Origin of the sequence: Micromonospora sp. NPDC052213 (assembly GCF_040679695.1) — a bacterium.
Lineage (GTDB): Bacteria > Actinomycetota > Actinomycetes > Mycobacteriales > Micromonosporaceae > Micromonospora.
The window spans coordinates 1-23,577 of record NZ_JBFAVI010000102.1; the positions used below are offsets into that span (position 1 = coordinate 1).

At 73.0% G+C, this 23,577-nt stretch carries 13 protein-coding genes and 1 pseudogene; 4 read left to right on the forward strand and 10 right to left on the reverse strand.

The genetic code is table 11. The features are described 5' to 3' along the window. Positions 1-168: 168 nt before the first annotated feature. Positions 169-5,811: a type I polyketide synthase gene (locus tag AB0L34_RS22410; protein WP_363706269.1), complete on the reverse strand. Its 5,643-nt coding sequence runs from the start codon at positions 5,809-5,811 to the stop codon at positions 169-171. A gap of 177 nt (positions 5,812-5,988) precedes the next feature. Between AB0L34_RS22410 and AB0L34_RS22415 the strand changes: the two genes are divergently transcribed. Both AB0L34_RS22415 and AB0L34_RS22420 read left to right on the forward strand, forming a co-directional pair. Further along, a complete protein-coding gene (locus AB0L34_RS22415; RefSeq protein WP_363706271.1) occupies positions 5,989-7,632 on the forward strand; it encodes a fatty acyl-AMP ligase in 1,644 nt (547 codons plus the stop codon). 24 nt (positions 7,633-7,656) lie between these two features. Then, entirely contained in the window at positions 7,657-10,044 is a 2,388-nt protein-coding gene (locus tag AB0L34_RS22420) for a hypothetical protein (RefSeq protein WP_363706272.1), read from the forward strand. Between the two features lie 105 nt (positions 10,045-10,149). On the opposite strand, the gene AB0L34_RS22425 is transcribed toward AB0L34_RS22420, so the two are convergent. After that, on the reverse strand, positions 10,150-12,303 hold the full coding sequence (locus AB0L34_RS22425; protein WP_363706274.1) for an MMPL family transporter: 2,154 nt from the start codon (positions 12,301-12,303) through the stop codon (positions 10,150-10,152). 100 nt (positions 12,304-12,403) lie between these two features. Further along, entirely contained in the window at positions 12,404-13,987 is a 1,584-nt protein-coding gene (locus tag AB0L34_RS22430) for a class I adenylate-forming enzyme family protein (RefSeq protein WP_357464462.1), read from the reverse strand. A 607-nt stretch (positions 13,988-14,594) separates the two neighbouring features. Here AB0L34_RS22430 and AB0L34_RS22435 point away from each other — a divergent pair. Beyond that, positions 14,595-15,017, forward strand: a pseudogene (locus tag AB0L34_RS22435) (hypothetical protein); the annotation flags it as partial. 325 nt (positions 15,018-15,342) lie between these two features. Here the strand turns inward: AB0L34_RS22435 and AB0L34_RS22440 are convergent. Together AB0L34_RS22440 and AB0L34_RS22445 are read right to left on the reverse strand one after the other, a co-directional pair. Continuing rightward, a complete protein-coding gene (locus tag AB0L34_RS22440; protein WP_363706290.1) occupies positions 15,343-16,371 on the reverse strand; it encodes a LuxR C-terminal-related transcriptional regulator in 1,029 nt (342 codons plus the stop codon). A gap of 150 nt (positions 16,372-16,521) precedes the next feature. Next, positions 16,522-17,166: a hypothetical protein gene (locus tag AB0L34_RS22445; protein WP_363706276.1), complete on the reverse strand. Its 645-nt coding sequence runs from the start codon at positions 17,164-17,166 to the stop codon at positions 16,522-16,524. A gap of 229 nt (positions 17,167-17,395) precedes the next feature. On the opposite strand from AB0L34_RS22445, the gene AB0L34_RS22450 reads away from it, so the two are divergent. After that, positions 17,396-18,409, forward strand: a complete 1,014-nt coding sequence (locus AB0L34_RS22450) for a LysR substrate-binding domain-containing protein (protein WP_363706278.1) — start codon at positions 17,396-17,398, stop codon at positions 18,407-18,409. On the opposite strand, the gene AB0L34_RS22455 is transcribed toward AB0L34_RS22450, so the two are convergent. The 5 genes from AB0L34_RS22455 to AB0L34_RS22475 are packed head-to-tail and all read right to left on the reverse strand — an operon-like array spanning position 18,292 to position 23,285. Beyond that, entirely contained in the window at positions 18,292-19,062 is a 771-nt protein-coding gene (locus AB0L34_RS22455; protein WP_363706280.1) for a serine hydrolase, read from the reverse strand. The genes AB0L34_RS22450 and AB0L34_RS22455 overlap by 118 nt on opposite strands. An 8-nt stretch (positions 19,063-19,070) precedes the next feature. Then, positions 19,071-20,693 (reverse strand): D-aminoacylase, encoded by a 1,623-nt coding sequence (locus tag AB0L34_RS22460; RefSeq protein WP_363706282.1) that lies wholly within the window; start codon positions 20,691-20,693, stop codon positions 19,071-19,073. Beyond that, positions 20,693-21,457 carry an amino acid ABC transporter ATP-binding protein gene (locus tag AB0L34_RS22465; RefSeq protein WP_363706284.1) on the reverse strand — a complete coding sequence of 255 codons (765 nt, stop codon included), beginning with the start codon at positions 21,455-21,457 and terminating at the stop codon, positions 20,693-20,695. Before AB0L34_RS22465 ends, AB0L34_RS22460 begins: the two co-directional genes overlap by 1 nt. Next, positions 21,454-22,401: an amino acid ABC transporter permease gene (locus AB0L34_RS22470; RefSeq protein WP_363706286.1), complete on the reverse strand. Its 948-nt coding sequence runs from the start codon at positions 22,399-22,401 to the stop codon at positions 21,454-21,456. Before AB0L34_RS22470 ends, AB0L34_RS22465 begins: the two co-directional genes overlap by 4 nt. Then, positions 22,398-23,285, reverse strand: a complete 888-nt coding sequence (locus AB0L34_RS22475) for an ABC transporter substrate-binding protein (protein ID WP_363706288.1) — start codon at positions 23,283-23,285, stop codon at positions 22,398-22,400. The genes AB0L34_RS22470 and AB0L34_RS22475 overlap by 4 nt, the downstream gene beginning before the upstream one ends. Between the last annotated feature and the right edge of the window lie 292 nt (positions 23,286-23,577).

Consider the following 23,577-nt stretch of genomic DNA (forward strand, 5'->3'; position numbering starts at 1 on the left):
AGAGACCGTCCCGGCCGGCGCGCCCGGGGTGGCGACGCCCACCACGCCGCCGGTTTGGGGGGGGGGGGGGGCGCCCGCCGGGCGGCGGCGGGGGCGGCGCGGCCCCCCCCCCGCCCGCGCGGGCGGCGCCCCACGGCCCCGCTTTTCCCTACGGGCCGAGGCGGGCTCCTAGTCGAGCAGGTCGAAGAAGTCGTCCTTCGCCGCGTCGACCTTGTCCGACTCGGTGTCGACCAGCGACAGCAGCTGGTGCAGGGCGTCGGCGAGCCGCTTGCGCGCCACACCGTCCATCGTCAGGTTGGCCAGGCTGGACTCCAGCCGGGTCAACTCCTCCAGCACCCCGAGCGCGGTGGACGCCTGCTCGGGTAGCAGCTCACCGCGTAGGTAGCCGACCAGTTCCCGCACGTTCGGGTAGTCCAACACCAGGGTCGCCGGCAGGGTCAGCCCGGTCGCGGTGGCGAGCCGGTTGCGCAGCTCGACCGCCGTCAGCGAGTCGAAGCCGAGCTCGGGCAGGCTCCGGGTGCCGTCCAGGTCGGCGGCGGAGGCGTGGCCGAGCACCCTGGCGGCCTCGGCGAGCACCATCTCCCGCAGCACCCGGTCCTGTTCGGCGGGAGCGAGCCCGGGCAGGGTCCTGGCGAGGTCCGTGCCTTCCGCCCGGGTGCCGCCGGCCGGGCCGGGCACGCCACCCGTTGCCGCGTCGACCGACGCGGTGGCCCGCGCCCCCAGGCCGGCGACGTCCGCGCCGGCCGGGCGGTCCGTGGCCATCAGGTCGTGCAGCACCGGCGGCACCGACCGCCGGTCGTGCCCGTCGAGCAGGGCGCTGTCCACGTCGACGAGGACCGGCGTCGCCGCGTCCGAGTCGAGCGCCCGTTCCAGCAGGGCCAGTCCGCGCCCCGGCGGCAACGGCGCCAGCCCGATCCCGCGCATGCGACGCAGGCCGGTGTCGCTGACCTGCTCGGCCATCCCGTCCGGCAGCTCCCACAGGCCCCACGCCAGCGACTGCCCCGGCAGCCCCTGCGCGCGCCGCTGGGCGACGAGGGCGTCGAGGTAGGCGTTGGCGGCGGCGTAACCCGACTGCCCGGGTGAGCCGAGCAGGCCGGCCGCGGAGGAGAAGAGCACGAACGCGGCCAGGTCGCAGTCGCGGGTCTGCTCGTGCAGCTGCCGTGCGCCGTCCACCTTCGGCCGCAGCACTCCGGCCACCCGCTGCGGGGTCTGCGACTCGACGACCCCGTCGTCGAGCACACCGGCCAGGTGCAGCACGGCGGTGAGCGGATGCTCGGCGGGGACGGACCTCAGCAGGTCGGCCAGGGCCGCCGGGTCGGCGACGTCGCAGGCGACGACGCGCACCGACTCCGCGCCGAGCGCGGACAGCTCGCCGACCAGGTCGGCGGCGCCGGGGGCGTCGGATCCACGCCGGGACGTGAGCACCAGGTGCCGCACCCTGCGCCGCTCCACCAGGTGCCGTGCCACGAGACGGCCGATGGCGCCGGTCGCGCCCGTGACGAGGACGGTGCCCTGCGGGGCCCACGGCCGTGGTCCGACGCGGGTGACGGCCCCGGGATCAGTGGCGGCCCCGGTCTCCGGGACGAGGCTGTCGGCGGCCGACGGGTGCAGCCGAGGCACCAGCAGTCCACCGGCGCGGACGGCGACCTGCGGTTCTCCGGCGGCGCCGGCCGCGGCGAGCGCCCGCCGCGACGCCGGGTCGTCGTCCAGATCGATCAGCGCGAACCGGCCGGGGTGCTCGGACTGCGCCGACCGCAGCAGCCCCCACGCCGCCGCCTGCGCGAGGTCCCGGGACTGGTCGCCGACGGCCCCCCGGGTCACCACGGCCAACCGGGCGGCGCCGTACCGCGGTTCGGCCAGCCAGCGGTGTGCCAGGTCGAGCGCGGCGGCGACGGTGGGGTGCGGGTCGTCACCGCCTGGCGGCAGCTCGGTGAAGACGAGGTCGGGAACCTGGTCGCTGGCCGTCAACTCGTCGAGCCAGACCACCGGCTGGTCGGACCGGACCGACGCGGCCGGCACCCAGCGCAGCTCGTACCCGCCGCCCGCCCCGGACGGCCCGAGGGCGAGCCGGTCGGGGGTGATCGGCCGCAGCGCCACGTGCCGGACCGAGGCGACCGGCGCACCGGACGGGTCGGCGAGGACGACGTCGACGCCGTCGCCGTCGCGGGTCAGCCGGACCCGCAGCGCCGTGGCGCCTCGGGCGTGCACCTGTAGGCCCGTCCAGGAGAACGGCAGCGCGATCCCGTCGTCCGCGCCGGCGTCGCCGAGCAGGCCGAGGGCGTGCAGCGATGCGTCGAGCAGCGCCGGGTGCAGCAGGAAACCCTCGGTCGCGCCGGCGGCGTCGGCGGGCAGCGTCACGTCGGCGAAGATCTCGTCGCCCCGCTTCCACGCCCGGCCGACGCCCTGGAACACCGGGCCGTAGTCGTAGCCACCGGCGCGCAGACGGTCGTAGAAGCCGTCCATGTCCAACGGCGCCGCGCCCGGCGGCGGCCACAGCCTCAACCGGGTGGCGTCGCTGGTCCGCACCGGGGCGACGGTTCCCGTCGCGTGCGGCGTCCACGTTCCGCCGGGTGGGCGCGCGTGGATGGTCAGCGGACGGGTCGGGTCGCCGTCCGTCCCGGCGACGACCACCCGGGTCTGGACGGCGCCGGCCTCGGGGAGCACCAGCGGCGCCTGCAGGAGGAGCTCCACCACCTCGGGGCAGCCGACGTGCGCGCCCGCGCGCGCCGCCAGCTCCGCCAGCAGCGCGCCCGGTACGACGACCGCCCCGCCCACGCGGTGCTGGGCGAGCCACGGCTGGGCCGCGATCGACAGTTCGCCGGTCAGCAGCACTCCGGCGTCCAGCGTCTCGACCGGCTCCCCGAGCAGCGGCCGGGCCGGTGGGGTCAACCAGTACCGCCGGTGCTGGAACGGATAGGTGGGCAGCTCCGCGGGCGGGACGTCCCCGCCGACCAGCGCGGGCCAGTCGACGTCCACGCCGTGGGCGAACAGGCGGGCCACCGCGTCCCAGGCGGAGTCCCGTTCGTCGCGCCCGCCGCGCAGCAGCGGCACGGCGATCGTCGGGTCACCCGTGTCGGCGTCCAGGTCGCCGACGGAGTCGAGGACCATGGCCGACAGCACGCCGCCGGGCCCGACCTCCAGGAACCGGCTCACCCCCTGCTCGCGTAGCCGGCGTACGCCCTGCGCGAACCGCACCGGTTGCCGCGCGTGCCGGCTCCAGTGCCCCGGTGTGATCATGTCCACCGGCAGGCCCGTCTCGTTGGAGACCAGCGGGATCTCCGGCGCCCGGTGGGTGAGGTCCGCCTCCAGCTTGGCGAGGTCCGCGAGCATCGGCTCCATCAACGGGGAGTGGAACGCGTGGCTGACGCGTAGCCGGGTGGTCCTGCGGCCACGTGCGGCGAACGCGTCGGCGACGGTCTGCACCGCGTCCTGCGGACCGGCGACGACGACCGACGTCGGGCCGTTGACGGCGGCGAGCCCGACCTGCGCCGCGGGGTCGGCGATCAGCGGCTCGACCTCCTGCGGGGTGGCCTGGATCGCGGCCATCGCGCCGCCGGCGGGCAGCGCCTGCATCAGCCGTCCGCGGGCGACGACGAGGCGGGCGGCGTCGTCCAGCGACAGCGCGCCGGCCACGTGTGCGGCGGTGATCTCCCCGATCGAGTGGCCGAGGACGTAGTCCGGCCGGAGGCCCCAGTGTCGCAGCAGCCGGTACAGCGCCACCTCCACGGCGAACAGCGCCGGCTGGGTGTACGCGGTCTGGTCCAGCAGGTCCGGGTCGCCGTCGATGACCGCGCGGATGGGGCGGTCCAGGTGCCGGTCCAGTGCGACGCAGACCTCGTCCAGGGCGGCGGCGAACCGCGGTTCGGCCGCGGCGAGTTCCCGCCCCATCCCGGGTCGCTGCGATCCCTGTCCGGGGAAGACCAGGGCGAGCCTGCCCTCGCTCGCCGTGCCGGTGACCACGGCCGGGGCGTCCTGCCCGGCGGCGAGCGCCGCGAGGGCGTCGCGGTCGAGGACGACGGCGCGCTGCTCGAACGCCGTACGCCGGGCTGCCGCGACCGCCGCCGCGCGGGCCGGCAGGTCGGGGTGGGCGTCGAGGAAGGCGTCGAGGCGGCGGGCATGTTCGCGCAGCGCGGGGACGGTCCGCGCGGAGAGCACCAGCGGCGCCGGCACGGCCGCCCTGTCGGCCGGGGCGGCGGGCTCGTCCTGCGGCGCCTCCTCGACGATGACGTGCGCGTTGGTGCCGCTGATCCCGAACGACGACACCGCCGCGCGGCGCGGCCGGGTGCCGGCCGGCCAGGGCTGCTCGTCGGTGAGCAGCCGCAGCGGGCCGGCGGACCAGTCCACGTACGGGGTGGGTTCGTCGACGTGCAGCGTGCGGGGCAGCCGGCCGTGCCGCAGCGCCAGCACCATCTTGATGACCCCGGCGACGCCGGCCGCCGCCTGGGTGTGTCCGATGTTCGACTTGACCGACCCGAGCCACAGCGGACGCTGCCGGCCGGAGCCGTACGCGGCGGTCAGCGCCTGAGCCTCGATCGGGTCGCCCAGCCGGGTGCCGGTGCCGTGTGCCTCCACCACGTCCACGTCGGGTGCGTCGAGTCCCGCGTCGGCGAGCGCGTCGGCGATCAGGCGTTGCTGGGACGGACCGTTGGGCGCGGTGAGGCCGTTGGACGCCCCGTCGGAGTTGACCGCGCTGCCCCGCAGGACCGCCAGGACGCGCCGGCCGTGCCGGCGTGCGTCGGCGAGCCGTTCGAGGACCAGCACACCGGCGCCCTCGGCCCAGCCGGTGCCGTCGGCGGACGCGGCGAACGACCGGCACCGCCCGTCCGGGGAGAGCCCGCCCTGGCGGCTGAACTCGGTGAACACCAACGGCGTCCCGATCACGGTGACCCCGCCGGCCAGTGCGAGGTCGCACTCGCCGGTACGCAGCGAGCGGGCCGCCAGGTGCAGCGCGACCAGCGACGACGAGCAGGCGGTGTCGACCGACAGCGAGGGTCCTTCCAGGCCCAACGTGTACGACACGCGGCCGGAGACGATGCTGGACGCGTTGCCGGCCATCAGGAAGCCGGCGACCTCCGGCGGGATGGCGCCGAGGCGTGGGGCGTAGTCGCCGGCGATGACGCCGGTGTACACGCCGGTGCGGCTTCCGCGCAGCGTGCGTGGGTCGATGCCCGCGCGTTCCAGCGCCTCCCAGGAGATCTCCAGCATCAGCCGCTGCTGCGGATCGGTGGCCAACGCCTCGCGGGGCGACAGGCCGAAGAATCCGGCGTCGAAGTCGCCGGCGTCGTAGAGGAATCCCCCGTGGCGGGCGTAGGTGGAGCCGGGACGGTCGGGGTCGGGGTGGAACACCTGCGGGTCCCAGCCCCGGTCGGTCGGGAACGGCCCCACGCCGTCGCGGCCGTCGGCCAGGAAGGTCCAGAAGTCCTCGGGGGTGGTCGTTCCGCCGGGGAAACGGCAGGCCATCGCCACGATGGCGATCGGCTCGGGCCCACCCGACGGCGTGCCGTCCGGCTCGCCGGCCGTCGGCGTGGCGACGGGGTGCCCCGCTCCCGGGTCCGCGTCCGGGCCGCCGACCTGTTCGGCCAGGTACCCGGCCAGGGCCGACGGGTTGGGGTAGTCGAAGGCGAGGGTGCCGGACAGTTGGAGCCCACTCGCCTCGGACAGCCGGTCGGCCAGTTCGAGCGCGGTCAGTGAGTCGAAGCCAAGGTCGGCGAAGGCGCCGTCTGCAGTGACGTCACCACGCGGCCGACCGAGCACCTCGGCCGCCTCGGTACGTACGACATCCAACCACCACTGCGTCCTGGAGTCACCCATTCAGGCGGCCGCCTTCCGCGATCATCAACGTCGGTGCCGCGGTCACCCACCGGGCAGCGGTCATCCTCTATCGGTCACGGCGGCCAACACAATCGCCCGTACGGACTCCACAAAGGATCTATGGTCTTTGTCGATCGCCCTGTCTACGCTGTCCCGCATGAATCAGGCGAGATCGAGGTGAGCCGTTTCGTCGATGCCGTCGTCGGCACCGCCGGGCGGTCGTCGGGCGGCATGGTCACCGGCGCCCCCGCGAACCCGGTGCGGCGCAGCTGGGGGCAGTTGCACGAGGCGGCCCGGCGTACGGCGGCGGCACTGGTCGCGGGCGGGTTGGCCCCCCGCCAGGCCGTCGCGGTCCTGGCCGGTGACCCGGGGGAGGTCGCGCGGGTCGCCCAGGGGACGTGGCTGGCCGGCGGCAGCGTGACCATGCTGCACCAGCCGACCCCGCGGACCGACCTGTCCGTCTGGCGCGACGACACGCTGCGTGTCCTGCGCATGATCGACGCGCGTCTGGTGCTGGTGGGCGCCCCGTTCGAGGCGATGGCCGACGTGCTGCGCGAGCAGGGCGTCCCCCACCGGATGATCGGCGACCTGGACAGCGACCGGGAGTTCACCGTCGTGCCCGCCGCCGAGGACGACACCGCGCTGCTCCAGTTGACCAGCGGCTCGACCGCCGAGCCGAAGGCGGTGCGGATCACCCACCGCAACATCCACGCCAACCTCGTCGACACCGCGGCCCACCTCGAGTGCGGCGACGACGACGTGCTGGTGAGCTGGCTGCCGCTCTTCCACGACATGGGCATGGTCGGCTGCCTGCTGCTGCCCATGTTCACCGGCATCGACCTGGTCATGGTCACGCCCGCGGAGTTCCTCGGCCGTCCGATGGTGTGGGCGGAGCTGATGAGCCGGTACGGCGGCACGATCACCGCCGCGCCGAACTTCGCGTACGCGATCCTGACCCGGCAGCTCGGCCGCGCCGATGCCGGTTCGCTCGACCTGTCCCGGTTGAAGGCCCTGTGCAACGGCGCGGAGCCGATCGACCCGTCGACGGTGGAGGCGTTCGTCGCGGCCGGCGCCCGGTTCGGCCTGCGACCGGAGGCGGTGAACTGCTGCTACGGCGCGGCGGAGAGCGCCCTGGTCATCTCGCTGTCGGCGCTGTCGGATCCGATGCTCCTCGACACCGTCGACGCCTTGGAGCTGGAGAAGAACCGGCGGGCGGTACCGGCGGGCGACGACCACCCGACCGCCGTGCGCCGGCTGCCCATGCTCGGCACCGCCCACCCGAGCGTGACCGTGCGGGTCGTCGACGACTCCGGCGCCGAGCTGGGCGACCGTGAGATCGGCCGGTTGCAGCTGCGCGGTGACTCGGTGACCCGGAGCTACCTCACCGAGGACGGTCCGGCCCCGGCCCTGGACGACGACGGCTGGTTGGACATCGGCGACGAGGGCTACCTGGTCGACGGTCAGATCGTGGTCTGCGGCCGCCGCAAGGACGTCGTCATCATGGGCGGCCGCAACATCTATCCCACCGACATCGAGCGCGCGGCCGCCGGCGTCGACGGCGTCCGGGACGGCAACGTCGCGGCGGTACGACTGATGGCCGGCGACGGGGTGGCGCGGGAGTCGTTCGCGGTGCTGGTCGAGTCCCGCCTGGTCGGTGACCCGGCCGCCGAGAAGGCGCTGTCCGACGCGATCGCCAACCGGGTCCTCGCCGACGTCGACGCCCGTCCCGCGGAGGTCGTGGTGCTGCCGCCGGGCAGCCTCCCGAAGACCCCGTCGGGCAAGCTGCGCCGCGCGGCGGCCCGCTCGCTCATCCCCCGCTGACCGTCCGCCCCCGGGAGGAAATCCGTGCGATCCCTTGATCAGGCCCGTGCCCTCTGCGAGTCGTACCTGCCGGGGCTGCTCGACGGGTTGTCGAAGGTCCCGTTCGAGCAACGGGAAGCCTCCGGCGGCGGCACGCTGCCGGTGTTCCGGGCCAGCGGCGGCCCGAGCCTGGTGATCCCGAAGGACTACGGCGGGCTCGGCGCGTCCCCGTTGGACGCGGTACGGGTCACCCGCGCGATCGGCGCCCACGCGCCGTCGCTGGCGGTCGCGACCACGATGCACCACTTCTCCGTGGCGACGCTGTTCACCTTCGCCGAGAGCATCAAGAACTCGGGCATGGAGTGGGCCCTGCTGGAGGCGATCACCAGCCGCAACCTGCTGGTCTCCTCGGGCTTCGCCGAGGGCCGCCCGGCCCAGGGCATCCTCTCCCCCACGATGACGGCGACGCCGGTGGACGGCGGCTACCGGATCAACGGGTCGAAGAAACCGTGCAGCCTGAGCCACTCGATGGACCTGCTGACGGCCAGCGTGGCGGTGCCCGCACCGGGCGGCGGCCAGCAGACGGCCTTCCTGCTCATGCCGGCCACGCTGCGCGGCATCACCCGGCACCCGTTCTGGGGCAGCACCGTGCTCGCCGGCGCGGAGAGCGACGAGGTCCGGCTGACCGACGTGTTCATCGAGGAGGAACTGGTCATCCCGACCGAGAGCGGCCCGGACGGGATGCTCGACGACCTGCAGACCGTCGGGTTCATCTGGTTCGAGCTGCTCATCACCGCGTCGTACCTGGGCATGGCCAGCACGCTCGTCGAACGCGCGTTGGCCGCCGGGCGCGGCGCGGTCACCGACCGCGCCGCGTTGGGCACCCGGCTGGAGACGGCGACGCAGCTGCTGGAGGGCGCGGCCCGCGCCATGCAGGACGGCGAGACGGACAACGACGCGCTGGCCCGTGTCCTGATGGCCCGCTACGGCACGCAGGACGCCATCACCGACGCCGCCCGCCAGGCGGTCGAGATGCTCGGGGGCATGTCGTTCATCCGCTCCCCCGAGGTGGCCTACCTGGTCGCGGCCTGCCAGTGCGTCGCGTTCCACCCGCCGTCGCGGGCCAGCGTCGCGGCGCCGCTGGTCGACTACCTCGACGGCACCCGCCCGTTCGTCATGAACGACAGCGCCCCGGCAACCGCCGCGCAGCCACCAGCGGCGCAGCCGTCCGTGCAGGCACCGGCGGTGCCGCCCGCGCAGCCACCGGGCCCGCAGGCGGTGCGGGCACCGGCGCCGGTACAGCCGTCCGTGGTCCCGCCGGCCGCCGCACCCGCGCCCGGCCCCACGATCGAGCCGGCCCCGGCCCCTGTCCGATCCGCCGACGCGGCACCGGTCACCGTGCCCGGCCCGCGCCCACAGCCGGTGGTCACCTACAGTCCCCAGCCCGCGGCCCCCCGCACCGACGAGCGGTCGGGGATGACGGCGGCCGACGCCGCCGACTGGGACCAGGCGTCCTCCCTGTTCGACGGCGCGGAGGGCATCCGGCTGACCGCACGCGACTGCGACCTGCGGTACTGGTTCGCCAACGTCCCGCAGCGCACGCTGCGCGGAAACATCGTCGGCTACTCGCCGGAGCTGGTGACCCCGGCCTTCCTGCACGAGCCGGGCCCGCTGCGGGACGCACTGATCCAGGAGGTCGCGTTCCGCGCGCTGGCCGAGGAGCGGGCGGCCCGCGCGATCGGTCACATCGTGGCGTGCGCGCCGGACTCCACGACCGCCGAGTTCTACGCCACCCAGCTGATGGACGAGACCCGGCACGCGATGATCTTCCGGAACCACCTGCGGAACCTCGGCATCGACGAGCACGACGTCGCCGCCGTCATCGCCCGACAGACCGCGCACGACAAGGCGACCATCCTCGATCCGTTGGAGGAGTACGGCATGCCGATCGTGCGCGAGCAGCAGGACTTCGTCGGCGGCGTGGTGCTGCTGACGATCCTGGTCGAAGGCTTCCTCGCCCCGTCGTTCGAACTCAGCGAGCGCAAGTGGCGACCGATCGACCCGCGGATGGCGGACATGGAGAAGGGCGCCGCCATCGACGAGGTGCGCCACCTGGCCGTCGGCACGTCGATCATCCGCGAGCACGTGCAGCGGCACCCCGACGAGAAGGAACGCCTCGTCGAGCTCATCCGCGACGGCATGCGGCTGTGGGAGCAGTTGCCGGTGTCCGACCAGCTCACGCGCTGGGAGAACTGGTTCCAGGAGGGCATCACCCCGCACCTGGCCGCCATCGGTGACTACGAGGTGTGGGACGGGCGGCGGCTGGTCGACACCACGCCGGAGGAACGCATCCAGAAGGCTGTCGAGGTCACGAGCATCGTGCACTCCACCCGCCTCACCGACATGGGCCTCGGCCGAGCCTTGATCTACTGATCCTCCGTCCCGTGGCCTGGGAGGGGCCCCCAGGCCACGGGCGCGCCTCACGACGGGCTGGCACGGCGGGGGCTTCCCCGGGCGCGGGCACCGCTGAACCCGCCTCTACACGGCCGTACGCTCCGCGTCCAGGTGGCTGCTCTCCCCGCGGATCCCCCACCGGCTGTAGAGCGGTCGCAGTGGCCCGGGCACCCACCAGTTGAGCCGGCCGAGCAGCCGCATCGTGGCCGGCATCAACAGCGCCCGGACGATGGTGGCGTCGACGACGACGGCGAGGGCGAGCCCGATACCGATGATCTTCACGACCAGCACGCTCGCGGTCGCGAACGACACGATCACCACCACCAGCAGCAGGGCCGCGCTGGTGATGATCCGGCCGGACCGCTGCAGCCCGACCGCGACCGCCTCGGTGTTGTCACCGCTGAGGTCGTAGTGCTCGCGGATGCGCGAGAGCAGGAACACCTCGTAGTCCATCGACAGTCCGAACGCGACGGCGAAGATCAGGATGGGTTGCACCACGTCGATGTTGCCGGTGGAGGTGAACTGCAGCAGCCCGGCGAGGTGGCCGTCCTGGAAGACCCACACCACCGCGCCGAACGCCGCGGTCAGGCTCAGCACGTTCATCAGGATCGCCTTGACCGGCAGCACCAGCGAGCCGAAGGACAGGAACAACAGCACGAACGTGGTGACCACGACGAGCAGCGCCATCCACGGCAGCCGCTGCTCGAGCATGTCCATCAGGTCGGCGAACCCGGCGGCGTCGCCGCCGACCAGCACCGTGCCGGAGGGCGGCGGTTCGACGCCGCGCACCGCGTCGACCAGTTCCCGTCCCTGCTCGGAGATCGGTTCCGCGTCGAACCGGACGGTGACCCGCGCGGTGCCGCCGGCCAGACCGCTGACGTCCGCCTGCTGCACGCCCGGCAGCGCGGCCACCCGCTCCACGTACGCGGTGATCTCCTCCCGGCCGGGAGGACCGGTCACCGGGCCGTCCAGGGTGACGATGGCTTCGACCGGCCGGGTGACGCTGTCCGGGAACGACCGCTCGATGGCGTCCTGGACCTGCCGGCTCTCCGCCGAGGCGGGCAGCACCCGGGTGTCCAGCCAGCCGTAGGAGATGCGCAGGAACGGCAGACCGAGAACCACCAGCACGGCGATGACCGCGCCACCGACCAGTACGGGTCGGCGCATCACCGTCCGCGCGATCCGCGCCCACGCGCCGGAGTCCGGGTCGGTGTCGACCGGCCTGCGCCGCCGCTCCCGCAGCCGCGGCCCGAACAGGGACAGCATCGCCGCCATCACGGTCATCGCGAAGAATCCCGCCAGCAGCACCGCGGCGACCCCACCGACGGCGATGGACCGGAGGAACACCTGCGGGAAGACGGCCAGGCTGGCGAGCGCGAGCGCGACGGTCACCGCGGAGACGACGATGGTCCGGCCCGCGGTGACCATGGTCCGCCGCAGCGCCGCCGGGACGGGGTGGCCCGCGCCGAGTTCCTCCCGGAACCGGCTGACCATGAACAGGCTGTAGTCCACGGCCAGCCCGAGGCCGAGCAGCGTGACCACGTTGACCGCGAAGATCGAGATGTCGGTGAACTGCGCCAGCAGCCGCAGGCCGGCCAACGAGCCCACGATCGCCAGCACCCCGACCGCGACCGGCAGCAGCGCCGCCAGCAGGTTTCGGAAGATGAGCACCAGCAGCAGGAACAGGATCGGCAACGCCAGCGCCTCGGCGCGGGTCAGGTCCGCCTTGCTCTGGCTGTTGACGTCGTCGATCAGCGCCAGCGGCCCCCCGACGGTGACGTCGAGATCCGGGCTGGTCAGGCTGCCCTTGATGGCGAGGTAGTTGGTGAGGCGGTCGTTCTCGGTGGCACCGGCGACCTGCACCGCCGCGAACGTCTCGTGCCGGTCGGTGCTGACCAGCGCGGGAACCCTGGCGCGCCAGTAGTCGGTCACGCCCTCGACCCGGTCCGCCGGCAGCCCGTCCAGCACGCGCCGGGCGGCGGCGGCATACGCGGGGTCCTCCACCGTCCAGCGGTCGCTGCCGAACAGCACGACGACGTCCGCGTCGTTGCGTCCGAGCGCCTTGCGTTCGACCTCGTCGGCGCGGGAGCTCTCGCTCGCCGCGTAGGTGAACCCGCCGACGGCCAGGTCGCCGAACGCGCCGGCGCCCCAGGTGCCCGCGGCGACCAGGAACACCGCGGCGCCGGCGATCACCCACCAGCGCGCCCGGTGCGCGAGCCGGCCGAGGAGATCCAACATGGCAGTAACCCTTCGCTCGACCGCGGTGCCCGGGAGAACGACGCGGCGCCGGCACAGTCAGGACCGGCGCCGCGTCGATGTGATCACAGGATGGTGATGATCAGGTCCAGCGCCCGATGCCGATCGCCTGGGAATCGGAGAGCAGCGTCTCCCGGAGCGCGACCCGGCGGATCTTCCACGTGCCGGTTCGCGGGAACTCGTCCCACTTTATCTGGATCGGCGGGGCCATCGGGCTCAGGTCCGCGACCGCCCGCTCCCAGTCGCCCTTGTCCAGCGGAACGTCGTCCGCCGTGCTGACCACGGGTACCGGCAGGTCACCGGCGACCGGAAGGATGACGACCTCGGTGGTGTAGTCGATCCGGTCGAGGATGAGGTCCTCGAACTCGATCGCGCTGCCGCCGGGGATGCGATCGATCTCCCGGTCCACGATCCGCACGGCGCCCCACTTGTTGATGACCGCGAGGTCGCCGGTGTTCCACCACCTGCCGTTGCACTTGAGGTCGTGCCGGTCCTGCTCGCCGACGTAGGCGAGGCACCGTCCCGGCTGGTCGATCTCGATCAGGCCGACCTGGCCGCGCGGCACCTCCTTGCCGGTCTCCGGGTCCACCGCCCGCATCTTGGCGTGGAACGGAATGGGCCAGCCGATCAGCTGCGTCGGCGGCGGCCGGTGCCCCTTGCGGCGCACCACGAAGCGGAAGAACGGCCGGATGCAGAGCGCGCCGTTCTCGCTCTGGCTCCACGACTGGACCCAGATCGGGAACCGGCGCTTGGTGGCGGCCATGAAGGTGCGGATCGTCCGGGTGTGGATGGCGTCGAACGAGTTGACGTACTCCCGCACGTTGCTGAACAGTCCGGCGGGGTCGCGGGCCAGCGGCTCCCAGGCGAGGTAGATGTTCGGCAACGCCTCCACCAGCGTCGGCTTGTGTTCGGCCAGCAACTCCCGAACCCTGGGCGAGAGCGGGTCGGACAGGTAGAGCACCCGCGGACCGACCGCGGCCATCGCCAGCTGCATCGTGGTGAGTCGTTCGTGCGTGTAGGGGTCGCAGAACGCCACCGTGTCGCTGCGCCGGAGCCCGAACCTGGGCCACCGCTCGGTCTCCACGATCGCCATCGCGTAGATGGACTCGGCGGAGTGCATGACCAGCTTGGGTATGCCGGTGGTGCCGGAGGTGTGGGTGATGACCACCGGCTCCTTGAACTCGCGCATGTTCGGCTGGACGGGCGGCGCGTCCTTGAAGTCGTCCAGGTGCAGCACGTCCGGCCGGTCCGCGACCGCGTCGACGCTGATCGTCCGTACGGTCAGCTCCGCCACCACCTCCGGGGTGATGCCGCACTTGTCGAGGTGCTTCTGGTCGGTCAACAGGAACGGCCGTTCCAGCCGCTCCAGCATCGGGATCATCGCCTCCGGCCCGTACGAGCCGGAGAACATGCAGGGAATGGCGCCGATCCGGGCGATGGCGCAGCCGAGAATGACGATGTCCAGGTGGTTCTGCTTGAGGATCGCCACCCGGTCCCACGGGCGCACGCCCGCCTTGTGCAGCCAGGCCGCGGCGCGATCGACGAGTTCCGCCCACTGGGTGTAGGTGCGGGCCTCGGCTCCGTCGGGGTCGATGTCCGGCGGGCGGTCGACGATGACCAGCTCGTCCGGGGCGGTCTTCGCCGCCACGTGCCAGGTCTCGCCCATCTTGGAGTGCTTCGGTACGCGCGAAAAGGGGCTCAGCCGACGGCGCCACCGGGTGGGCGTGAACTCGGTGAGAAAACGCGGAATGGGCCGCTGCGGCTCGACGTCGTCGCTGGCGACCGTTGAATCAGCGGGTGAGGCCACGAGCGCGTCCTCCTGTTCTCGGGGCATGGGGAGGTCAGCTGACGACGAATGATCATCGGCCGTCCAATTGGCCGGTAACGATATCGACATTGTCCGGCGTAGACCAGATCTGGGTGGACGGAAATCCGACCCCGAACGCATCCGACCCCCGGGCCGTCCGACCAGTGTGGACGGAACGACTACCGGCCATAATGCCCCGTCGGCGGCGTGGCGACGTCCTCCCTGAGGCATGGTGGTTCAACGGTCGACCCCGTGGCGCCGGGCTCGGGGCCGGACCTGACGGCGGCGCGTGGTGGGACGTGCCAGTGGCCGAGGTGTCCGGCATCGCCGAGGGCAGGCGCCCCCGGGGCCACATCCGCGGCGGGACGCGGGAACCGGCACCACCCGCGTCCGGTCCGAGGTCATTCCTCGGTCCGTCGACATGGGCGTCGCGGTGTCCGCCTGCGGCTACGACTACCTGCGCCGGATGACGGAGGCGTGGACCGCCACCGGCAACTGCGCCGGGGCGCCGGCGACCGGCGTCGGTGCGACCGTCGGCGGCCCGGATCCCTACCGGCACTCGTACACCTTCGACAAGGTCGGTAACCGGCCCACGGAGACGCGACACGACACCGGCGGGGACCCGGCCAGGGACGTGCGGCGCGCGTACAGCTATCCGGAGGCTGGCAAGCCCGGAGCACACCGACTCTCGGGCGTGGTCACCACCGGGCCGGGTGCCGGTACGGACAGCTACACCTACGACGCCACCGGCAACACGAGGCGACGCCAGGTCGCCGGCGCTGACCAGACCCTGACCTGGGACGCCGAGGGCCACGTCGCCTCGGTGGCCGAGGCCGGCAAGGTCACCGAGTTCGGGTACGACGCCGACGGCAACCGACTCGTCCACCGCGACCCGGCAGCGGTGACCGTCTACCTCGGGGAAACCGAACTGAAGCTGGACCACTCGATCGGAACGGTGAGCGGGACCCGGTACGTCGACGTGGGCGGCGGCACCGCGGTACGTACCTCGGACGGCAGGGTGACCTTCCAGTTCGCCGACCGTTGGACGAACTCGCCCGCGAGTCCAAGGCGTTCGTCCGCAACGTCGAAACCACCTACAACCTGCCATGGGCATATGGAGCACCAGCTGGGAGGGGTGCAAGCGAGCGGTATTCGCGCAGGTAGCGAACCCGCCGAGTTGCCTCGTGGCAGCCGGCGGGTTCGCCATCGGCGGCTCAGGCGTGGAACGGCTCGGGGCCCGGCACCGGCTCGGGTGTGTCGTCGAGCCAGCCGAGGCGTACCGCCTGGACGCCGAGTTCGAAGCGGCTGGTCGCGCCGATCCGGTCGGCCAGCTCGGCGATCATCCGCCGGACGGTGCGGGCGGAGACGCTGAACTGCCGGGCGATGCTCTCGTCCTTGGCCCCCGCCGCGAGAAGCTGGAGCAGTTGCCGCTGCTGCCGGGTCAGCTCGCCCGGTGGCGGGGAAGCCTGCTGCTCGATCGGCACCGCGGACAGCCAGTGCCGGCCGAACAGGTCGGCGGTGGCCGCCACGAGGCCCGGGTGGGACACCCGGATGACGCCCCGCTGGTTGTCCTCCGGGTCGATGACCATCACGACGTACCGGTCATCGACGACGAACGTCCACACCGGCAGAGTCGGGGTGGTCCGGACCTCCACGCCGTTGTCGCGGACCCGTCGGGCGCCCGCGAGCAGCCGCGGATCGTTGACGATGCTGTCCAGCAGGATCAACTGCACCCGGACCCCACGCGCGGCGGCGCACTCCGCCAGCTGGTACGCCGGGTCGTAGTCGGTGCCGGTCCCCATCCCCGGCACCGCTCCGGCGGCCGCCAGGCACTGGATGCTCGTCGTCGCCTTCGCCGCGATCTCCTCGAGACACAGCCAGGCGGCGTCCCGGTCGTCGAGCAGTTCGACGTCGTGCAGTAGCGCGGGGCTGGTCCGGAAGCTGGCCGACATCTCCGCGACGGCTGCCCGGGTCAGCTCCACCGCTCGCGTCCGGCGAGCGAGCCGTGCCTCGGCGTACGACAGCAGCGGCGCGAACCCGACGGCCGGGTTCACCGGCCGGATCTGGTCGGCGTGGGGCCGCCGGAGCAGTCCGATCTCCACCAGACGCCGCACCGCCGCGTCGACCTTCGCCGCCGGCAGGTCCACGGCATCGCGAAGCTGTTCCAGGCTCCACACCCGGCGCTGAAGGGCAGCCCGGTAGACCAGCTCACCCGTTTCGTCCACGCCGACTTCCGCCAGCATCACGGCATCTCCCTCTCCCGCGGCGCCACCACGCTGAGGGGAGGTTAGTACGGCCGCCCCGCCGTTCCGATCTGAGCCGAAATGAACCTTACGAGGCGGGCCTGGGGCGGCACGGCAGCCGACTCGGTGGAGTTAGCTGCGCACGGATCGTCACCTGCGGACGAGATCGTAGGCCCGCGCCAGGTCGTCACCCCAGGACATGGCGTGGTCGCGCTCGAACGCCCGAAGCAGCCGGTCGCCGACCGACTCGCGGCGTAGCCAGGCGGCAAGCGCCGTCGGCCTCCGGCCCGCGAAGTCGAGTCCGGTCACCGTGGCAGCCAGGTGGCGGTCCGCCGCCGAGCCGAGCATCACGTCCCACCCATCGAGGAACCGCTCGACGCTCTCCCCGCCGGCTACGACCGCGTCCAGGAAGGTGGCCGGGTCGCAGAACGAACCGACCTGCGACGGGTACGTCGCCAGCAACGACCGCCACACCGCATCCAGGTAGATGTCGATGGAGCCCTGCTCTGCTTCGGGCCAGGTGCGCCACTGCTCGTGAGGCAGCTTGCCCAGAACGATCGCCGGGTCGAGTTCGGTGGAGGTGACCATGCGCTCCAGCAGCAGGGGCAGCAGACTCTTCAGGTCGTCGCGGTTGCCGACCGTGTTACCGAGGCTGATGGTCAGAGAGAACAGGTGGTGATCGTCGACCGGCACCGGTCCTCGGCAATGCGGGCAGCCTTCGAGCATCGCGCTGCGCGGGTACCGGGCGAACGCCTCCAGAACGCCTGCCACCGCCACAGCCAGATCGCCATCCACCGGCCCATCCTCCCAGGGGCGGCTTGGGCAGGGCTGCCGGCACACGGCCACCCCCGCAGTACCGCCGGCGGCCCGAGGCTCCAACCGCATCTGACTGATCTGTGGTGCGGCGGATCGGCGGCGCCGCCGTGGTCGGCGTGGAGCAGGCGTGGACGGCGTGCGAGAGTGTGAGCCGGGCGGCGGTCGACGGCTGACCGAGCGCCCTCGAGCAGGGGAAGGCAGCCCGCCGATGTTCAACACCGCACGCCTGCAGGTCGTCCTCGAGATCGCCCGCCGCGGCACCATCGTCGCCGCCGCGGAGCAGCTTCGGCTGAGCCCGTCCGCGGTCTCCCACCAGCTCGCCACCCTCGAGCAGGAGGCCGGGGTGGCACTGGTGGAGCGGGGGCCACGCAGCCTGCGGCTGACCGCCGCGGGCCAGCGCCTGGCGGACTACGCGCAGCAGATCGCCGATCTGATGTCGGCCGCCCGGGACGAACTGGCCACGCACGGCAAGGGCCGCCAGGGACTGCTGCGGATCGGATTCTTCGCCACCGCCGGCACCGAACTGCTGCCGCGCGCCCTGTCGAGCTTCACCCGCGACCATCCGCAGGTGGAGCTGGCGCTGATCCTGGGACAGCCGCACGAACTGCTGCCCCGGCTGCACCAGGGTGAGCTGGACCTGGTGATGGTCTTCGACCATCCGCTGAGCCCGGCGCAGGAGTCGCCGCACACGAAGGTCCAGCCGCTGATGGTGGACCCGCAACTGGTGGTGCTCCCCGCCGACCACCCGCTCGCCGGGCGGCGGCGGCTGCGGCTCGCAGACCTTGCCGCCGAACCGTGGATCACCACCCTCGGCGTGCAGGGTGAGGTCTCGGTGCTGGAGCTGGCGGCGCGGGCCGAGGGCTTCCCGCCGCGGGTCCGCTGCCGCAGCGACCACTACGAGGTGGTGCTGGGCCTGGTGCGGGCCGGTGTCGGGGTGGCGCTCGTGCCGTCGCTCGGCCTGGGCGATCCCGGCGGGGTGGCGGTGCGGCAGCTCGCCCACGCGAATCTGCACCGGGAGATCGGCGTGGCGCTGCGCCCCGGCAACCCCAATCCGGTCGTCGGCAGCTTCGTCGAGCGGCTGGCCGGCGCGGCGGCGACGCTCAGTCAGGAGCTGTCCGAGCGGTGGGCCCCGGCGAGCCGGTCGACCGCCGCGCCCCAGCGCCGCAGCTCGGCCACGGCCTCCCGCTCGGCCCCGGGCTCGAACGCGGCGATCACGGCGTAGACGACGGTGTGCCGGCCGGACACGATCCCGGTGTCGGCGCGTACCCCGGTGTCGGTGCCGGTCTTGTTCTCCACCCGGACGCCGTCGCTCGACCACGGGTCGTGGTTGACGGAGTCGGCGACCATCGTGCGGTCGGTGTTGCCGGCGAGCCAGCCGCGCAGCAGCCGGCACGCCTGCGGGCTCTGCCACGTCCCCGTCGCCACGTCCGCGAGGAAGGCGCAGAGCTCGTGGGCGGTGCCGGTGGCGAAGGTCCGCGGCACGTCGGGGCCGCGCTCGGCCCGGATCCGGTCGTGCACGGTGGTGTCCCGCAGCCCGGCGCGGCGGGCCAGCTCCTGCACGGCCTCGAGGGTCAGCAGCCGCAGCAGGGCGTTGGTGGCGGCGTTGTCGCTGACCGCGGCGACCACCGTGGCCAGGTCGGCGACCGTCCATCGCCGAGGCGACAGGCGGCCGAGCAGTCCGGTGCCGCCGACCTCCCGGTCGGCGTCGAGCAGCTCCACCGGCTGGTCCGGCGCGAGCGTGGCGTCGGCGAGCCGCCGGGCCACCTCGGCGAGGAGCAGCACCTTGCCGACGCTGGCCAGCGGCAGGGCAAGGTCGGGGTCGGCCGAGACCGTGCGGCCGTCGTCCAGCCGGCGCACCATCGCCCCGACCCGCACCGCCGGCCTCATCGCGGCCCCGGCCGGGCGGGCTGCCGGTCCGGCACGGCCAGCACCCGACCCGGCCGCGCGTCGGTGGCCTCACCGCCGTCCACCACGATCCGGCCACCGACCACCACGCACCGCACGCCGTGCGGAGGCGCCAACGGATCGTCGTACGTGGCGCCGTCGGCGACCCGCTGCGGGTCGAGGACCACCAGGTCCGCGTGGTACCCGTCGGCGAGCAGCCCGCGGTCTGGTAGGCCGAAGCGGCGGGCGGGCATCGCCGTCATCTTGTGCACCGCCTCCGCCAACTCCAGCAGTCCCACGTCACGAACGTAGTGGCCGAGGACCCGGGCGAAGCTGCCCGCCCACCGCGGGTGCGGGCGGCCCCCCTTCGGTACGCCGTCCGAGCAGAGCATGGTCAGCCGGCTGGCCAGCACCCGGCGTACGTCGTCCTCGTGCATGGAGTGGCTGAGGATGGTGACGTCGCCGCGTTCGGCGGCCAGCAGGTCGCAGGCGTAGTCGACCGGGTCGACGCCACGCGCGGCGGCCAGTTCGGCGATCGTGTGCCCCTGGGCGTCGGTGTTGCGCGCGGCGGACGCGACCCGGATCAGGTCCCAGCCGCCGTTTCCCACGGTGTTCTCCCAGCCCGGCACCCCGGCGACCAGGTCGGTGCGGATCCGGTCGCGGACCGTCGGATCGGCGACGGCGGTGAGCATCGCGGGCACCCCGTCGGCGATCAGCCACGGCGGCAGCATCGCGTGCAGGGCCGTGCTGCCCGCGGTGTACGGGTAGACGTCGCAGGTGACGTCGAGTCCCTCGGCGCGCGCCCGTTCGAGTCGGGCGAGGGTGCGGACGGTGGCGCCCCAGGCGCGCCGCCCGGCCGTCTTGTGGTGCGAGACCTGCAGCGCCGCCCCGGCCGCGGTGGCGATCTCGACGGCCTCTTCGAGGGCCGACTCGACCTGGGACATCTCGTCGCGGAGGTGCGTCACGTACGGCTTGCCGTGCGCGGCCGCGACCCGGGCCAGCGCGATGACCTCGTCGGTGCCGGCGTTGACGCCCGGGGAGTAGATCAGGCCGGTCGACAGGCCGGCCGCGCCCGCGGCGAGCGCCTCGTCGAGCAGCCGGCACATCCGCCGGGTCTCCTCGGGCGTGGCCCGCCGTTGGGCGAAGCCGACCACCGCGGCGCGCAACGTTCCGTGTCCGACGAGGGCGGCGAGGTGGTTGCGCCGGGCCACGCCCTGCGCGTCGGCGAACTCGGCGAACGACGCGTACGCCGACGCGGGCGGACCGAAGGTCGCGGCGAGCAGCTCCCGCACCGGGCCGGCGCGTTCGGGTGGAACCGGGAAGGGGCTGATTCCGCAGTTGCCGCAGATCTCCGTGGTGACGCCCTGGAGCAGCGGCGCCCGGCGCAGCACCTCGCGCTGCGCGTCGTCGCCGGCGAGCAGGTCGGAGTGGGTGTGCACGTCGATGAAGCCCGGCGTGACGGCCAGCCCGCTCGCGTCGACCACCTCGCCGGCGGGCGTGCGACTGCCCGGCGGCAGCAGCAGGATTCGCCCGTCCCGGACGCCCACGTCGGCGGGGCGGGCCGGCGAGCCGCTGCCGTCGATCACGTCGCCGCCGGTGACCAGCAGGTCCAACCGCGCCATCAGAGGACCTTGGACAGGAAGGCGCGGGTACGGTCGTGCCGCGCCGCGGTGAGCACCTCGTGGGGTGGCCCCTGCTCGACGATCAGGCCCTCGTCCATGAAGACGAGGTGGTCGCCGACCTCCCGGGCGAAGCCCATCTCGTGGGTCACCACGATCATGGTCATCCCGCTCGCCGCGAGGTCCTTCATCACCTCCAGCACCTCGCCGACCAGTTCCGGGTCGAGCGCCGAGGTCGGCTCGTCGAAGAGCATCAGCTTCGGCGACATGGCCAGGGACCGCGCGATGGCCACCCGCTGCTGCTGGCCGCCGGAGAGCTGTGCCGGGTAGTGGTGGGCGCGGTCGGCCAGGCCGACCCGGTCGAGCAGGTCGGCGGCGCGCTGTCGCGCGTCGGCCGCCCGGACGCCCTTCACCGCGACCAGGCCCTCCATCACGTTCTCCAGGGCCGTGCGGTGCGGGAACAGGTGGAAGCGCTGGAAGACCATGCCGATCGACTCGCGCTGCCGGCGCAGTCGCGCGTCCGGCAGCGGTCGCAGCCGGCCGCCGCGCTCCTCGTACCCGATCAGCTCGCCGTCGACGTAGACCCGACCCGCCTGCGGTTCCTCGAGGTGGTTGAGGCAGCGCAGCAGGGTGGATTTGCCGGATCCGGAGGGGCCGACCACGCAGACCACCCGGCCGCGTGCGATGGTCAGGTCGATGCCGCGCAGCACCTCCAGGCGGCCGAAGCTCTTGCGCAGGGACCGGCACTGCACCATGGGCGGGGTCATCGCGCGCTCCCCGTGAGGCGCAGGTTGCGGGTGATCCGCCCGCGCAGGGTGCCCGGAGCGGTGGCGCCGAAGCCGCGGCTGAACCGGCGTTCCAGGTAGTACTGGCCGATGCTGGCGACGGTGGTCAGGACCAGGTACCAGATGGACGCGACGATCAGCAGGGCGATCACCTCGAAGTTGGTCAGGTAGAGCCGCTGCGCGACGGTGAGCAGGTCGGCGCCGGCGATCACCGAGACGAGCGAGGTGGTCTTCAGCATGGAGATGAACTGGTTGCCCGTCGGCGGGACGATGATCCGCATCGCCTGGGGTAGCACCACCCGCATCATGATCTTCATGCGCGACATGCCCAACGCCGCAGCGGCCTCCTGCTGGCCGGGGTCGACCGAGCGCAGGCCGGCTCGGACGATCTCGCTCATGTAGGCGCCCTCGTTGATGCTCAGCCCGAGCAGCGCCGCGACGAACCCGGTGACCAGGGCGTTCGTCTCCCAGGTCACCAACTTCGGGCCGCCGAACGGCACGCCCAGCCCGATCTCGGGGAAGATCAGCGCGATGTTGAACCAGAAGATCAGCTGCACCAGCAGCGGCGTGCCGCGGAAGAACCAGACGTACGCCATGGCGCCGGCGCGCAGGGTACGGCTGTCGGAGACCTGCATCAGCGCCACGATGACGCCGAGCACCACGCCGATCGCCATGGAGGCGGCGGTGAGCTGGACGGTGACCCAGAGCCCTTCCAGGATGACATGGTCGAACTGGTACTCGACGACGATGTCCCAGTGCAGGTTCGGGTTGATCGCAACGGTCCAGGCCAGCCAGGCCAGGATCAGAGCGGTCACCCCGGCGGCCAGCCAGCGCCCCGGTCGCAGCGGGTGGCTGATCCGGTTCACCTCCGGGCCGGGCCCGGCCGGAGCCGGGCCCTTGACGATCGCATCCACCGGTGTGCTCAATTCTGGTCGTTGACCGTCGCGGTCTGCACACCGCTGCCCTGCACGCCCCACTTCTCGAGGATCTTGGCGTACTCGCCCGTCTCGATCAGCTCCTGGAGCGCCCGCTGGACGGCGTCCCGCAGCTGGCTGTCCTTCTTGTCGATCGCGATGCCCCACGGGCCGGCCTCGTACTGGGTCTCCAGGACCTCGTACTTGCCGCTCTGTCCGGCGAGCATCTTGGCCACCGGGTAGTCGACGATGGTGGCCACCGCGCGCCCGGCGTCGATCTGCAGCAGGCCGGTCGGGGCGTCCTCGCTCTGCGAGATGGTCATCTTCTTGGCGCACGAGGCGTTCTGCTTCTCCCCGATGGCGAGGTTGGAGCTGCCCTTGGCGAGCACCACGGCCCGGCCGCACAGGTCCGCCAGATCCTTCACCCCGGCCGGGTTGCCCTTCGCCACCATGATCGCGCCGCCGGCCTGGAAGTAGTCGACGAAGTCGACGGCCTTGCGGCGCTCCTCGGTGTCGCTCATCGAGGACATCGCCAGGTCCCAGCGGTCGGCCTGCAGGCCCGGGATCAGGCCGGGAAAGCTGGCGTTGGTCATCTCCAGCTTCAGGCCGAGCCGCCCGGCGATCGCCGCCGCCAGGTCCGGGTCGACGCCGGTCAGCTCCTGGGTCCCCTCCTTGTACATCTCCATCGGCGGGTAGCCCTCGGCGGTGGCGACCCGGAGCACACCCTTCTCCTTGAGGGCGGCCGGGACCAGATCGGCAGCCTTGGCGTCGGCGGCGACCGAGGCGGAACCACCGGCCTGCGGCGTCTGACCGCTGGTCGAACGTCCGCAGCCGGCGACGGCGAGTGAGAGTGCGGCGAGACCGACGACAATGCGAAGCGCACGCTTCCTGACCACCCGAAACCTCCTGCCTGAGACGATGGCGGGGACCCTATCGGGGATCAGCCAGCATGAACAGCCCTAATGCTTTGCGGGGTGAGCATCGAATTCTTCGATGCTCACCCGCGTTCGCCGTGCAGTCGTGGCAGGCCCCCGTTCAGGTGCCGCGCAGATGGATCTCGCGTCCGTGCCACCTGGAGCGCAACCACCGGTCGTGGCTGGCGACCACGACGGCGCCGGGGCTGCCGCCGAGGGCGTCCTCCAGCTCGTCGCAGAGTCGGGGCGAGAGGTGGTTGGTGGGCTCGTCGAG